Source organism: Rhodococcus ruber, from assembly GCF_016804345.1.
Lineage (GTDB): Bacteria > Actinomycetota > Actinomycetes > Mycobacteriales > Mycobacteriaceae > Rhodococcus > Rhodococcus ruber.
Genome location: NZ_CP044211.1, coordinates 4976927 through 4990834, shown reverse-complemented (window position 1 = coordinate 4990834; position 13908 = coordinate 4976927). Strand labels below are relative to the sequence as shown.

12 protein-coding genes are annotated in these 13908 nt (G+C 71.2%); 9 read left to right on the top strand and 3 right to left on the bottom strand.

Going from position 1 to position 13908, the window contains the following annotated elements; translation table 11 throughout:
* Positions 1-16: 16 nt before the first annotated feature.
* Both F1734_RS22785 and F1734_RS22780 read right to left on the bottom strand, forming a co-directional pair.
* Positions 17-274 (bottom strand): hypothetical protein, encoded by a 258-nt coding sequence (locus F1734_RS22785; RefSeq protein WP_017679868.1) that lies wholly within the window; start codon positions 272-274, stop codon positions 17-19.
* A complete protein-coding gene (locus tag F1734_RS22780; protein ID WP_059174956.1) occupies positions 252-1427 on the bottom strand; it encodes a 3-ketosteroid-9-alpha-monooxygenase, oxygenase component in 1176 nt (391 codons plus the stop codon). Before F1734_RS22780 ends, F1734_RS22785 begins: the two co-directional genes overlap by 23 nt.
* Before the next feature lie 231 nt (positions 1428-1658).
* On the opposite strand from F1734_RS22780, the gene hsaA reads away from it, so the two are divergent.
* The 9 genes from hsaA (at position 1659) to F1734_RS22735 (ending at position 12064) form a co-directional block, all read left to right on the top strand.
* On the top strand, positions 1659-2825 hold the full coding sequence (gene hsaA / locus F1734_RS22775; protein ID WP_017679869.1) for a 3-hydroxy-9,10-secoandrosta-1,3,5(10)-triene-9,17-dione monooxygenase oxygenase subunit: 1167 nt from the start codon (positions 1659-1661) through the stop codon (positions 2823-2825).
* 170 nt (positions 2826-2995) lie between these two features.
* Positions 2996-3640, top strand: coding sequence for a TetR/AcrR family transcriptional regulator (locus F1734_RS22770; protein ID WP_010596079.1), 645 nt, complete (start codon positions 2996-2998; stop codon positions 3638-3640).
* 221 nt (positions 3641-3861) lie between these two features.
* Entirely contained in the window at positions 3862-5022 is a 1161-nt protein-coding gene (locus tag F1734_RS22765; protein WP_203011110.1) for a steroid 3-ketoacyl-CoA thiolase, read from the top strand.
* A 28-nt stretch (positions 5023-5050) separates the two neighbouring features.
* Positions 5051-7243 (top strand): acyl-CoA dehydrogenase family protein, encoded by a 2193-nt coding sequence (locus tag F1734_RS22760; protein WP_203011109.1) that lies wholly within the window; start codon positions 5051-5053, stop codon positions 7241-7243.
* A complete protein-coding gene (locus tag F1734_RS22755) occupies positions 7240-8490 on the top strand; it encodes a lipid-transfer protein (RefSeq protein ID WP_010596075.1) in 1251 nt (416 codons plus the stop codon). Before F1734_RS22760 ends, F1734_RS22755 begins: the two co-directional genes overlap by 4 nt.
* A gap of 2 nt (positions 8491-8492) precedes the next feature.
* Positions 8493-9365, top strand: coding sequence for a MaoC/PaaZ C-terminal domain-containing protein (locus F1734_RS22750; RefSeq protein WP_203011108.1), 873 nt, complete (start codon positions 8493-8495; stop codon positions 9363-9365).
* Positions 9362-10012, top strand: a complete 651-nt coding sequence (locus tag F1734_RS22745; protein ID WP_010596073.1) for a PaaI family thioesterase — start codon at positions 9362-9364, stop codon at positions 10010-10012. The genes F1734_RS22750 and F1734_RS22745 overlap by 4 nt, the downstream gene beginning before the upstream one ends.
* A 10-nt stretch (positions 10013-10022) precedes the next feature.
* Positions 10023-10811, top strand: a complete 789-nt coding sequence (locus F1734_RS22740; RefSeq protein WP_048773231.1) for an SDR family NAD(P)-dependent oxidoreductase — start codon at positions 10023-10025, stop codon at positions 10809-10811.
* 128 nt (positions 10812-10939) lie between these two features.
* Positions 10940-12064, top strand: coding sequence for a biosynthetic peptidoglycan transglycosylase (locus F1734_RS22735; protein ID WP_048773233.1), 1125 nt, complete (start codon positions 10940-10942; stop codon positions 12062-12064).
* Positions 12065-12132: 68 nt separating this feature from the next.
* On the opposite strand, the gene casG is transcribed toward F1734_RS22735, so the two are convergent.
* On the bottom strand, positions 12133-13797 hold the full coding sequence (gene casG / locus F1734_RS22730; RefSeq protein WP_040270152.1) for a steroid-24-oyl-CoA synthetase: 1665 nt from the start codon (positions 13795-13797) through the stop codon (positions 12133-12135).
* Positions 13798-13908 lie beyond the last annotated feature (111 nt).

Here is a 13908-nt window from a genome sequence, read left to right as displayed (position 1 = left end):
TTCCTTTCCGGCTGACTTACTGGATGATCGGCCCCGGGACCGGGGTGTCGTCGAGGACGGTGAGGCGGCCTTCGGTCGCGGCCCACGTGATCGTCTCGGCGAGCTTCGCGCAACCACGGCGCGGCGCCCCGGGCCGGGAGTCCTGCCCACCCTGCTCACGCATCTCCGGGCACCGAGACCGCGCCTCCTCGTTCCACTGGACGGAGGTGTGCTCCCAGCTGTTCTTGGCGACGAGAACCCGGGCGCCGCACTCAGTGCACTGCAGGGGTTGCATCGGTGGTCGCCGCCTCCTCGGCTGCCGTCTTGCGGGCGAGGTTCTCCTCGACCTCCTTCATCCACGCCGCCACGGGGCGGGTGGTGTCCATCTCGAACTCGAACCGCTCGGTCATCTCCGGCTTGACGTCGGCGGCGTCCACGTAGAACTGCTCGTACCAGCGGCGCAGCTGGTAGACCGGGCCGTCCTCGTCGCACAGCAGCGGATTCTCGATGCGCGTCTTGTTCTTCCAGATCTCGACGTCCTGCTCGAAGCCTCGGGCGATGAAGTCACCGAACTTGCGGGCCGTCTCGTCGGCCGAGTCGCCGAGGGCGTCCGACTTTTTCACGATGATCCCGTACATCAGGACGAACTTGTTCTCGGTGACGGGGTAGTGGCAGTTGAGCAGCACCGAGTCGATGTCGTAGCCCTCGTACTTGTACTGCAGGTCGTCGATCATGAACGACGGACCGAAGTACGCCGCCTCGGAGCGGCTGCCGACGAGCTTCGGCTGGCCGTCGGCGTGCGGCCGCATGTCCTCGCGCGCCTGACCGTGCATGATCTGCGTCGCGACGTGGCCCTCGAAGATGTTCTTGAAGTACGTGGGGAACGAGTAGTGCACGTAGAAGAAGTGCGCCATGTCGACGATGTTGTCGATGATCTCGCGGCAGTTGGTGTCGACCTCGGTGGTGTACCAGACCCAGTCGGTCCACTCGTCGCTCGTCGCGCCCTCGATGCGGGGGATGGTGACGTCGGCGGGCGGCGGGTTGCCCTCGGGATCGTGCCAGACGAACAGCATTCCGTCCTGGTCGAGGGTGTGCCACGCGCGGGTCTTCGCGATCGGCGGAACGCGCCGCGCGTAGGGGATCGAGGTGCACCGGCCGTTGCCGCCCCAGCGCCAGTCGTGGAAGGGGCAGGCCACCGAGTCGCCCTTGATCGTGCCCTGGCTGAGGTCGCCGCCCATGTGCCGGCAGTACGCGTCGAGGATCTTCAGGTTGCCGTTGCTGTCGGCGAACACCACGAGCTTGGTGCCGAAGGCGTGGATCGAATGCGGCTTGCCGTCCTTGAAGGACTCGGACAGGCCCAGGCAGTGCCAGCCCCGGGCGAACCGGGTGGGCGCGGCACCGGCCACGATCTCGCGAACTTCGACGTCGTCGGACTTGCTGGAGCTCACTGTCGTCCGTCCTTTCGGAGGAAATGTCGTATCGGATGGAGCACCTCGGTGCTGTGCGCGGGTGGGCCGGGGGACGGCAGCCGCCTGCGACCTGTGGGATCGACGCTAGGTGAGGCCGGTCACCGGGGGTGCGGCGATCCCACTGTCCGGGACACGTTCCGGCGGGCCGCGGCGACGGCGCCGCACGATGGGGGAGCCCGTACCCGCCCCGGTCACGAAGGAGTGACGCCGATGCCCGACGACGTGCTGACGAAGGTGCGCGAACTGCTGCCGTCCATCGCGGAGCGCGCGCAGACGGTCGACGACTCGCGCCGGGTGCCGGACCAGACCGTGCAGGACCTGGCCGCGGCGGGGGTGTTCCGGATGCTGCAGCCCGCCCGGTACGGCGGTCTCGAATGCGACCCCGTGCGCTTCTACGAGGTGGTGCGGGAGATCTCGGGGGCCTGCGGGTCGACGGGCTGGGTGACGTCGATCCTCGGGGTCCACTCCTGGCACCTGGGCCTGTTCGACCCGCAGGCCCAGGACGACGTGTGGGGGCAGGACGATTCGACGCTGCTGTCCTCGTCGTACGCGCCGGTCGGCGAACTCGTCCCGGTCGACGGCGGTTTCCGGCTGTCGGGCAACTGGCGGTTCTCGTCCGGGTGCGAGCATGCGACCTGGGCGTTGCTCGGGGCACTCGTCGTCGGTGCCGAGGGCCGGCCGGTGGACTTCATGACCGTCCTGGTGCCGCGCAGCGACTACCGGATCCTGGACGTGTGGGACGTCGTGGGCATGCGCGGAACCGCCAGCAACGAGATCTCCGTCGACAAGGCGTTCGTGCCGCACCACCGCACGGTGCGCAACTACGACCTGGCGCAGCTGCGTGCCCCCGGCCACGCGGTGAACCCGGGACCGTTGTTCCGGCTGCCGTTCGCCGCGATCTTCACCACCGCCGTCGCCGCGCCGGTGATCGGAACGGTCGCCGGGTGCTACGAGCAGTATCTGGGCGCGATGCGGAACCGGGTGCGGTTGAGCCTGGGCGGGGGCCGGTTCGCCGAGGACCAGTTCGCGCAGGTCGCCGTCGCCCGGGCCGCCTCGGAGATCGACGCGGCGATCCTCCAGACGGACCGCAACATCCGGGAGTTGTACGAGCTGGCGGTGGCGGGGCAGCCGCTGCCGACGCGGCTGCGGCTGCGGCTGCGCCGCGACCAGGTGCGGGGCACCGAGCGTGCCGTCGAGGCGATCGATCTGCTGTTCAAGACCTCGGGCGGCAACTCGCTCGGCCGGGGGACCCCCGTCGAGCGGGCGTGGCGTGACGCACACGCGGGCAGCGTGCACGTCGCCAACGATCCCGAACGCGCCCTCGCGATGTACGGACGGGGCGCATTCGGCCTGCCGGTGGAGGACAACCTGATCTGAGCCGCCACCTGCTGGAACGAGGGGTGCCCGGGATCGCTGTATCCTCCCTCTCGTGCGCCTAGCACGCGCGCGTCCCACTGAGCGGAAGATCTCCGGCGGCTCGGCGCGGAACGCGGGATGCTGGGCGGCGCGGCATCGCCGCAGAGACGAGACGACGGAGGAGGACCCCCGTGCCCAGAGTTGCCGAAGCGCGGGACGCCGCGGAGCCGACGTCCGCCGAGCAGCGCGCGCGGTTCGGGCGCATCCTCGACGCCGCTGCGAGCCTGGCGACCGAGAAGGAACTCGAACGGGTGCAGATGCACGAGGTCGCGAAGATGGCCGGCGTCGCCATCGGCACCCTGTACCGGTACTTCCCGTCCAAGACGCACCTGTTCGTGGCGGTCATGGTCGATCAGATCGATCAGATGAGCGAGCGGATGGCCCAGCGCACCAATCCGGACGCCACCCCGCAGGAGGCCGTCTACGAGGCGCTCGTGCGGGCGACGCGGGCGCTGCGGCGACGGCCGTTGCTGGCGACGGCGATGATCCAGTCCACGAGCACCGCCAAGGCCACCTCCATTCCCGACGTCGCGAAGATCGACCACCGCTTCCGCGAGGTGCTCTATCGGGCGGCCGGGCTCGAGTACGTCACCGAACGGGACGCGACGCTGGTGCGGGTCCTCGAGCAGGCGTGGTTCGGGATCATCCAGTCCAGTCTCAACGGCCGGATCTCGGTTCCCGACGCGGAGTCCGACCTGCGGGTGGCGTGCGAGCTGCTGCTCGCGGGCCTGTCGAACGCGAGCCCGGCGAACGCGAGCCCGGCACCCTCCGTCTGACCTCCCCGGTCGCGCACCCGTGTCTCGAACCGTGGCGTGCCTCCAGAACTGAAATGAATTCTTATTCCGTCCGTGGGGCGTAGACCTGCATGGGGTCCGAATTAGGCCATTGCCGTGGCGTAAGAAATGGAATACATTCCAAAAGTGAACGCGTTCCGGTTCTGTGCACCGGCGCGTCCCATCGACACCTGCCCAGCACTCATGTTCCGAGGAGCCAGCTCATGACCGACGTAGTCATCGTCGACGCGGCCCGTACCCCCGTCGGCCGCCGCCGCGGCGCCCTGTCCGGTCTGCACCCGGCCACCCTGCTCGGCACCGCCCAGCGCGCCGTCCTCGAGCGCACCGGCCTCGCCCCCGACCAGGTGGGACAGGTCGTCGGCGGCTGCGTCACCCAGGCCGGCGAACAGTCCAACAACGTCACCCGGCAGGCGTGGCTGCACGCCGGCCTGCCCTACACGACGGCCGCCACGTCGATCGACTGCGCGTGCGGCTCCTCCCAGCAGGCCGTCCACATCGTCGCCGGCCTCATCGCCTCCGGCCAGATCACCGCCGGCATCGGCTGCGGCGTCGAATCCATGAGCCGGGTCTTCCTCGGCCAGGCCCTCACCCCCGAGACCGGCAGCCCCTACCCGGACGACTGGACCATCGACATGGGCGACCAGTTCACCTCCGCCGAGCGCATCGCCGCCAAGCGCGGCATCAAGCGCGGCGACACCGACGCCTTCGGTCTCGAGTCGCAGCGCCGCGCCGCCGCCGCCTGGGCCGAGGGCCGGTTCGACCGCGAGATCGTCCCCACCGAGGCGCCCGTGCTCGCCGACGGCGTGCCCACCGGTGAAACCACCGTCGTCACCCGCGACGGCGGCCTGCGCGAGACCACCGCCGAAGGCCTGGCCGCGCTGAAGCCGGTCGTCGCGGGCGGCATCCACACCGCGGGCTCCGCGTCGCAGATCAGCGACGGCGCCGCCGCGGTCCTGCTCACCAGCGCCGAGCGCGCCCAGGAACTGGGCCTGCGGCCCCGTGCCCGGATCGTCGCCTCGGGCATGGTCGGGTCCGACCCGTACTACCACCTCGACGGCCCGATCGACGCCACCCGCCACGTGCTCGGCAAGGCCGGGATGACGCTGGACGACATCGATCTCGTCGAGATCAACGAGGCGTTCGCGTCGGTCGTCCTGTCGTGGGCGCAGGTGCTCGACGCCGACATGTCCAAGGTCAACGTCAACGGTGGCGCCATCGCCCTCGGCCACGCCGTCGGGTCGACCGGTGCCCGGCTCCTCGCCACCGCCCTGCACGAGCTCGAGCGGTCCGACCGGTCGACGGCACTGGTCACCATGTGCGCGGGCGGCGCACTGTCCACCGCCACCGTCATCGAACGCATCTGACCACCACCATCGAATTCGCGAGGCCGACATGACCATTGGACTGACAGACGAGGACCGCGACCTGCGCGACGCGGTGCGCGGCTGGGCCGCCCGCCACGTCACCGCCGACGTGGTGCGCCAGGCCGTCGAAGCCAAGACCGACACCCGTCCCGCGTTCTGGGGCTCGCTCGCCGAACTCGGTGTGCTCGGGCTGCACCTGCCCGAGGAGGTCGGCGGCGCCGGCTTCGGTCTGGTCGAACTCGCGGTGGTCATCGAGGAACTGGGCCGGTCGATGGTGCCCGGCCCGTTCCTGCCGACCGTGCTGACCGCCGCGGTGCTGCGCGAGGCCGGCCGCACCGCCGAACTCGCCGGTCTCGCGGACGGTGCCACGCTCGCCGGCGTCGCCCTCGACCCGGGCACGTTGCGGGTGGGGCGCGGCTCGGCCGGCACCACCCTGTCCGGGCGGTCCGGATTCGTCCTCGGCGGCCACACCGCCGACGTGCTGCTCGTCGCGGCCGAGGACGCCGGCAACCGCGCCTGGGTGCTGCTGCACCGCGACCGGGTCGACGTCGAGGATCTGCCCAGTCACGATGTGGTGCGCGGCAATTCGCAGTTCGAGGTGGACCGTCTGGCGCTCGGCGCCGACGACGTGCTGCGGATCGACCCGCAGCGCGTCACCGATCTCGCGGCCGCCCTGTTCGCGGCCGAGGCGTCGGGCATCGCGGACTGGTGCGTGCGCACCGCCGCCGAGTACGCCGCGGTGCGCCGCCAGTTCGGCCGCCCGATCGGCCAGTTCCAGGGCGTCAAGCACCGCGCCGCACGCATGCTCGCACTCGCCGAGCAGGCCCGCGTGTGCGCGTGGGACGCCGCCCGCGCCCTGACCCCCGGCGGTGCCGAGGCGGACGAGGCGTCCCTCGCGGCCGCCGTCGCCGGCGCCACAGCCCCCGAGGCCGCGTTCGCCGTGGCCAAGGACTGCATCCAGATTCTCGGCGGCATCGGCTACACGTGGGAACACGACGCGCACCTGTACCTGCGCCGCGCCCAGTCGCTGCGGATCCTGCTCGGTTCCACCGCGTCGTGGCGCCGGCGGGTCACCGACCTCACCCGCGGCGGCACCCGCCGCGTCCTCGGCATCGACCTGCCGCCGGAGGCGGAGCGGATCCGGGACGAGGTGCGCGGCGAACTCGCGCCCGCCGCTGCGCTCGACGGCGCCGAACGCACCACGTACCTCGCCGAGAAGGGCTACACCGCACCGCATCTGCCCGCGCCGTGGGGCAAGGGCGCCGATGCGGTCACCCAGCTGGTGATCGCCGAGGAACTGCGCGCGGCGAGCCTGAGGCCGCACGACATGATCATCGGCAACTGGGTGGTGCCGACCCTGATCGAGCACGGCAGCCCGGAGCAGCTCGAGCGGTTCGTGCCGCCGTCGCTGCGCGGCGACATCGTCTGGTGCCAGCTGTTCTCCGAGCCCGGCGCGGGCTCGGACCTGGCGTCGCTGACCACGAAGGCCACCAAGATCGACGGCGGGTGGATCCTGCAGGGGCAGAAGGTGTGGACCTCGATGGCCCGCGACGCCCACTGGGGCATCTGCCTGGCCCGCACCGACGCCTCCGCTCCCAAGCACAAGGGCTTGTCGTACTTCCTCGTCGACATGCGCGGCAGCGAGGGTCTCGACATCCGCCCGCTGCGCGAGATCACTGGCGAGGCGCTGTTCAACGAGATCTTCATCGACAACGTCTTCGTCCCGGACGAGTGCCTCGTCGGCGAGCCCGGCGACGGCTGGAAGCTCGCCCGCACCACCCTCGCCAACGAACGCGTCTCCCTCTCGCACGACTCGTCCCTCGGCTCCGGCGGCGAGGCCCTGCTCGACCTGGCCGCCGAACTGCCCGGCGGACTCGACGACGAACAGGCCACCGTCCTCGGGAAGGTGCTGTGCGACGCGCAGACCGGCGGGCTGATGGCGTTGCGCACCACGCTGCGCTCGCTGGCCGGTGCCCAGCCCGGTGCCGAGTCCTCGGTCGCGAAGCTGCTCGGCGTCGAGCACATCCAGCAGGTGTGGGAGGTCGCGATGGACTGGGCCGGACCGCGTGCCCTGCTCGGCGCGCAGGACCGCCGGTCGGCGACGCAGATGTTCCTCAACTCCCAGTGCATGTCGATCGCCGGCGGCACCACCAACGTTCAGCTCAACATCATCGGGGAGCGCCTGCTCGGCCTGCCCCGCGACCCCGAGCCCGGGAAGTGAGCACCGCCGTGACGTCGGCGCGGCAGGGACGCCGCGTGTTCGTCGTCGGCGTGGGGATGACGAAGTTCGAGAAGATCGAGACCAGCGGCCGGGAATACCCCGAGATGGTCCGCGAGGCCGTCGACATGGCCCTCGGCGACGCCGGCATCGGCTACGGGCGGGTGCAGCGGGCCGCCGTCGGTTACGTGTTCCAGCCGTCCACCGCCGGTCAGCGCGCCCTGTACGAGGTGGGACTGACCGGCATCCCGATCGTCAACGTCGACAACAACTGCGCCACCGGCTCCACGGCGCTGATGACGGCGCGGGACTGGGTGCAGGGCGGGCAGGGCGACGTCGCGCTGGCCGTCGGGTTCGAGAAGATGACCCGCACCTCCCTGACCGGCACCGGCGAACTGCCGAAGGTCACCACGCTCGACCACCACCTGAACGTCATGACCGACCTGCACGAGTGGGGCACCGGCCCGATGACCGCCCAGCTGTTCGGCAACGCCGCGGTCGAGCACATGGAGCGCTACGGCACCACCGCCGAGCAGATCGCCGCCGTGGCGGTGAAGAACCACCGGCACTCGGTGCACAACCCCTACGCGCAGTTCCGCGACGAGTACACCCTCGAACAGGTGCTGGGCGACAAGATGATCCACGCGCCGCTCACCCGCTCGCAGTGCTCGCCCACCTCCGACGGCGCCGGCGCGGCGGTCCTGGTGAGCGAGGCCTTCGTGCGCGAGCACGGCCTCGAGGACCGGGCCGTCGAGATCGTCGCGCAGGCGTTGACCACCGACACCGGCGAATCGTTCGACAGCCGCTCGATGATCGACGTCGTCGGCGCCCCGATGACGGGAGCGGCCGCCGCCCGGGTGTTCGCCGAGTCCGGGCTCACCGTCGACGACGTCGACGTGATCGAACTGCACGACTGCTTCGCCATCAACGAGATCATCACCTACGAGGGGCTCGGGCTGTGCAGCCCCGGCGAGGGCGGCAAGCTCGTCGAGTCGGGTGCCACCACCCACGGCGGCCGGTGGGTGGTCAACCCGTCGGGCGGCCTGCTCTCCAAGGGCCATCCCCTCGGCGCCACCGGCCTGGCCCAGTGCGCCGAACTCACCTGGCAGCTGCGCGGCGAAGCCGGCGGCCGTCAGGTCGACGGCGCCCGCGTGGGCCTGCAACACAATCTGGGGCTCGGCGGCGCGTGCGTGGTGACGCTGTACCGGGCCGGAACCCTCACCGGAACCGCGGACGAGAAGGAGAACTGACCGTGCCCATCGACCCGAAGACCGCACTGTCCGCCGAACCCACTGTGCGCGAAGCGGTCTGGACCAACCGCGACGTCATGCTGTACCACCTCGGGCTCGGCGCCGGCGGCGACGGACTCGACCCGGCCGAGCTGCGCTGGGTGTACGAGAAGGACCTGCGGGTGCTGCCGACGTTCGCGATGGTGGCCGGCCAGGGCATCTCGGCCGGCGCGCTGAAACCGGCCGGCATGAACCTGCCCGGCATCGACATCGACCTGCGCCGCATCCTGCACGGCGGGCAGTCGCTGCAGCTGCACGCCCCCATCCCCGCCTCCGGGACGGCGCACATCTCGTCGCGCGTGGCGCACGTGTGGGACAAGGGCAAGGCCGCCGTCATCGTGCTCGAACAGGCGGCCACCACCCCGGAAGGTGCGCCGCTGTGGACCACCGGCATGCAGATCTGGGCCCGCGGCGAGGGCGGCTTCGGCGGCGAACCCGGCCCGGAGACGCCGCACACGGTGCCCGACCGCGACGCCGACACCGTCCTCGTCTCGCCCACCGGCACGCGGCAGGCCCTGCTGTACCGGCTCAGCGGCGACATGAACCCGCTGCACGCCGAGCCCGCGTTCGCGCAGGCCGCCGGTTTCGACCGGCCCATCCTGCACGGTCTGGCCTCCTACGGGATCGTGTGCAAGGCCGTCGTCGACGGCCTGCTCGACGGCGACCCGGCGCGGGTGCAGAGCTACTCGGTGCGGTTCGCCGGCTCGCTGTTCCCGGGCGAGACTATCGAGACCGCCGTCTGGCGCGACGGCGACCGGCTGACGTTGCTGGCGACCTGCCCGAAGCGCGACGGCGCCCCCGTCCTCACCCACGCCGTCATGGAGGTGCGTCCGTGAAGGTCGGAACCCATCCCACCGCCGCCACCCACGCCCACGGCACGGTGCTGACCTCGGCGCCGCAGGACGCGCCGGTGGACCGGGCGACCGCCGCCGCGCGCCGCGTCGTCGACGCCATGCTGCGCACCGACCGCGGCAACGCCAACCTCGACCGGGTCGCGGAGGAACTGAACAGCATCGCCGACCACCTCGAGGAACACGCCCCGGAGGTCGCCGAACGACTGATCGACATGTGGAACGGCGAGGGCGTCACCCGGCACGACCCGGTCACCGGCCCCGAGAACGCCATCGCCCCGCCCCTGGTCCTCGAGGGCCTCGAGGACGGCTCGGTGCAGGGCACGGTCACGCTGACGATGCCGTACCAGGGTCCGCCCGGGTGCGTCCACGGCGGGGTGTCCGCGCTCATCCTCGACCATGTGCTCGGCGTCGCCAACGCGTGGGGCGGCAAGTCCGGGATGACGGCGAAACTCGAGACGAACTACCACCGGCCCACGCCGCTGTTCGAGCCGCTCGTCGTCACCGGCCGGCTCGTCTCCGTCGACGGCCGCAAGATCCGCACCGTCGGCAGCATCACGACGGCCGACGGACAGCTGTGCGTCTCGGTGGAGGGACTGTTCATCGACAAGACGGTTCCGCGTCCCCGTTAGGAGAATCCGCATGGGAGCACTCGACGGTCGTGTCGCGCTGATCACCGGCGCCGGCATGGGCATCGGGCGCGGCATCGCCGCGGCGTACGCGCGGGAGGGCGCGGACGTCGTCGTCGCCGAGATCGACGAGCAGGCCGGCGATGCCACCGCCCGGTGGCTGCGCGACGAGTGGGGTGCGCGCGCCCACTTCGTGCGCACCGACGTCACCGACAAGGCCCAGGTCCACGCGGCGGTCGACGGCGCGGTCGAACGGTTCGGCCGCCTCGACGTCCTCGTCAACAACGCCTGGCGCGGCTCCGGGTACGCCCGGTTCGAGAACATGACCGACGAGCAGCTGCGCGCCGGGTTCGACACGGCCGTGATGGCGGCGTTCTGGGCGATGCAGCGGGCCCTCCCGGAACTCGAGCGCCACGGCACCGGCCGGGTGATCAACCTGTGCTCGCTCAACGGCGTCAACGCGCACATGTACTCCGTGCAGTACAACGCCGCCAAGGAGGCGCTGCGCACCCTCACCCGCACCGCGGCGCGGGAATGGGCGCCGAAGCAGATCTGCTGCAACGTGATCTGCCCCGGCGCGCAGAGCGAGGCGTTCCGGCGGGTGGCCGAGACCGACCCGCAGATGGCGGCGGCGTCGGCGCAGGCCAACCCGATGGGCCGAATCGGTGACCCGCTCGACGACATCGGACCCGTCGCGGTGTTCCTCGCGAGCGACGGTGCGCGCTACCTCACCGGCAACACCTTGTTCGTCGACGGCGGCGCGCACATCAACGGCGTCCAGTGGGCGCCGCGGGTGGACTGAGCATCCGGTCCCGACCCCCGAGACCGGCCCGTGACCGTCGGCGACGAAGATGAAGAGGTCGTGTCGGTGACCAGCGGGAGGCGTGTACAACGATGATGCCGGGCAGGTGCGCAGCGTGCGGGCGGATCGTGGGTCCGTTCGAGCGGCGGGTCGACGGCCGGTGCACCCGGTGTGTCGCCGCCCGCCTCCGCGCCTGGGCGGCGGCCCCCGAGGTGCCGGTGCGCCGGGAACCGCAGGACCGCGGCCCGAAGCTGCGCCGGCTGCGTCGTCCCGCGGTGCAGTGGCCCCGCCGGTCCGAGCCGCAGCCTCGTCGCGAACCCGAGTACGCGGGAGTGCGCCGGCCCGAGCCGACGTGGCCGCCCGTCGCCCGGCCCGGGCCGCCCCCGCTGCCGGCGCAGCCGCCCCACAATCCGTGGCCGACGCGGGCGAAGCGGGCCGGGGCAGCGGTGGCGGCGCTCGTGCTGATCGCGCTGACGGCCACCGCGTCGCTGCGGGTGTGGACGCCGGCGTCGTCGCGGTTCATGCGCATCGACGACGGCCCGGTCACCTACCAGTACGTCTCGCTCGACCACGTCAGCCGCTACATCGTCGCCTCGGTGATCGCCCACGAGGACGACCAGATGGGTCTTCGTGCGCAGGCGTTCCACTGGGGCGACTACGCCGACCGCGCCCGCGCCCACCTGACGGGTGAGCCGCAGCAGACGTACTCGACGATCCCGCAGCAGCTCGCGAAGAACATGTTCTTCACCCCCGACCAGAGCGCGATCCGCAAGGCCGTCGAGACGGTGCCGTCGATCCTGTTGAGCAGCACCCTGCCCGACGCCCGCATCATGGAGCTGTACCTGAACTACGCGCAGTTCGGTCCCGACCTGTACGGGGTGTGCGCGGCCAGCTGGTACTACTTCGACACCGCGCCCTGGGAGATGTACCAGTACCACGCGATGCAGCTCGCGGGCATGCTGCCCAATCCGGAGGACGTCGTGCGCCTGCCCGGCGGGGGCGTCGCCACGCCACCGGACGCGCCGTATCCGAGCGCCGCGTTCCACATCAACGGTGCCGCCAACGTCGATCTGCCCGCCCGCTTCGCCGGGTGGGGCGGCTGGGAGAACATCGTCGCGTCGGTGGGCATCGAGGATTCGGCCGCCGACCACGCCGACGACCGGCCCAGCGCGGATTCGTGCTCGACGATGCCCGAGCCGGTGCGTCAGCGTCTGGCGGTCGAGGACCCCGGGTTCGTGTCCCGGTCGCAGTAGCCGCATCCGCGACCGGCGGTGCTTCTCGCGCGCGTGAGAACGCGCGCAAGAAGCACCGCCCCGCGCAACTAGATGCTGACCTCGCGACGCACCGTCTTGCCCGTCGCGTTGCGGGGCAGCAGGTCGGAGGTGATCCGCCAGCGGGTGGGAACCTTGAAGTACGACAGACGCTCGGCCGCGTACTCGCGCAGCTCCTCCTCCGTCACGCTCGCCCCCTCGGCGAGGACGACGACCGCCGCCACCTCCTGACCGAGGTCGGGGTGCGGGACGCCGATCACGGCGCACTCGCGCACGGCCGGGTGCTCGTCGAGGGTCTGCTCGATCTCGGTGGGGTAGACGTTCTCGCCGCCGCGCAGGATCAGGTCGGAGCGACGGCCCGTCAGGCGCAGCCGGCCGTTCTCGATGACGCCGTAGTCACCGGTGCGCAGCCACCGGTCCGGGGTGATCGCCGCGGCCGTGGCCTCCTCGTCCTCCCAGTAGCCGAGCATGACGAACGGGCTGCGCACGCACACCTCGCCTTCGACCCCGTCCGGCAGCCATTCGCCGAACGGATCGCGGATCTCGAGGCTCACCGTGATGATCGGCCGGCCCAGGGTGCCGGGGAACGCCTCGATGTCCTGCGAGTTGGCGACCGCGATGGCGGTGCTGCACTCGGTGAGCCCGTAGCTGTCGACGAGGGCGTCGCGCGCGAAGGGCACCTTCTCGCGCAGCCGGTCCTTGAATGCGATCGACGACGGTGCCGACGCGAGTGCGAACGCCGTCAGCGACGACAGGTCGTACTTGTCGAGGTTGTCGTGCTCGAGCAGCCGCGACGCCATCGTCGGCACCGCGCCCCAGTTGGTGACGCGTTCGCGTTCGATCAGGCTCAGCACCTTGTCCACGTCGAACGAACCCTGGTGCATGATCACCGCGCTGCCCGTCGCCAGCCGCGGGATCACCAGGTTGTGCAGGCTCGCGATGTGGAACAGCGGCGAGGTGAGCAGGTACCGCAGGTCGCTGGGGACGTCGTCGCTGTAGGTCCGGCCGGTGAACGCCGCGAGCAGGGCATCGCTGAACCGGTGGTAGTCGACGACCGCCAGCAGGTTGCGGTGCGAGTGCAGCGCGCCCTTGGGCCGGCCGCTGGTGCCGCTGGTGTAGAGGATGACCGACGGGTCGTCCTCGTCGATGTCGACGCGCGGCGGCTCGGCGCCGGGGTACTGCGCGATCAGCCGGGGCAGGTCCTCCTCCATCGTCAGGACCGTGATCCCGGTGGTGTCGACGTCCGCGAGGGCCTCGGCGCGCTTGGCGTCGACGACGAGGACCTTCGGCCGGCTGTGCTCGAGGCCGTACTCGATCTCCCGCGGCACCCACCAGCCGTTGAGCCCGACGGTGATCGCGCCGAGCGTCTGGCTCGCCCAGAACGCGATCACCCACTCCGGGGTGTTCGCGGCCAGGATCGCGACGCGATCGCCCTTCTCGACGCCGTAGTCGCTGCGCAGCGCCCGGGCGAGGGAGTAGGCGGCGGCGGCGTGCTCGGCGAAGGAGAGCCGGCGGTCGGCGGTGACGAGGTAGTCGCGGTCCCCCCAGCGCAGGGAGTCGGCGAGCAGCTCGCCCACGGCCTTGCCGCGGTTCTTCATCACCGGCATCGAGGCGCCGAGCACCTCTTCCTCGACGATCTCGAACCGGCCACCCGGGCCGGTCAGGCGGGAGACGACCTCGTCGAGGTACAGCCGGGGATCTGCGGACGCAGTCATGCGGGGACCTTTCCTTCGTGTCACGTGAATACCGTGTCACCTGCGGCGATAGACCTGTGACCTCACCCTGGCCGCGGCCGCGTGTGAGGCGTGCCACTGCAATTTCTCACG

Bases quoted from the DNA above. Each gene is read 5' to 3' on its own strand.
- F1734_RS22785 (WP_017679868.1), bottom strand. From the start codon at position 274: ATGCAACCCCTGCAGTGCACTGAGTGCGGCGCCCGGGTTCTCGTCGCC.
- hsaA (WP_017679869.1), top strand. From the start codon at position 1,659: ATGCCCGACGACGTGCTGACGAAGGTGCGCGAACTGCTGCCGTCCATC.
- F1734_RS22765 (WP_203011110.1), top strand. From the start codon at position 3,862: ATGACCGACGTAGTCATCGTCGACGCGGCCCGTACCCCCGTCGGCCGC.
- F1734_RS22760 (WP_203011109.1), top strand. From the start codon at position 5,051: ATGACCATTGGACTGACAGACGAGGACCGCGACCTGCGCGACGCGGTG.
- F1734_RS22740 (WP_048773231.1), top strand. From the start codon at position 10,023: ATGGGAGCACTCGACGGTCGTGTCGCGCTGATCACCGGCGCCGGCATG.
- casG (WP_040270152.1), bottom strand. From the start codon at position 13,797: ATGACTGCGTCCGCAGATCCCCGGCTGTACCTCGACGAGGTCGTCTCC.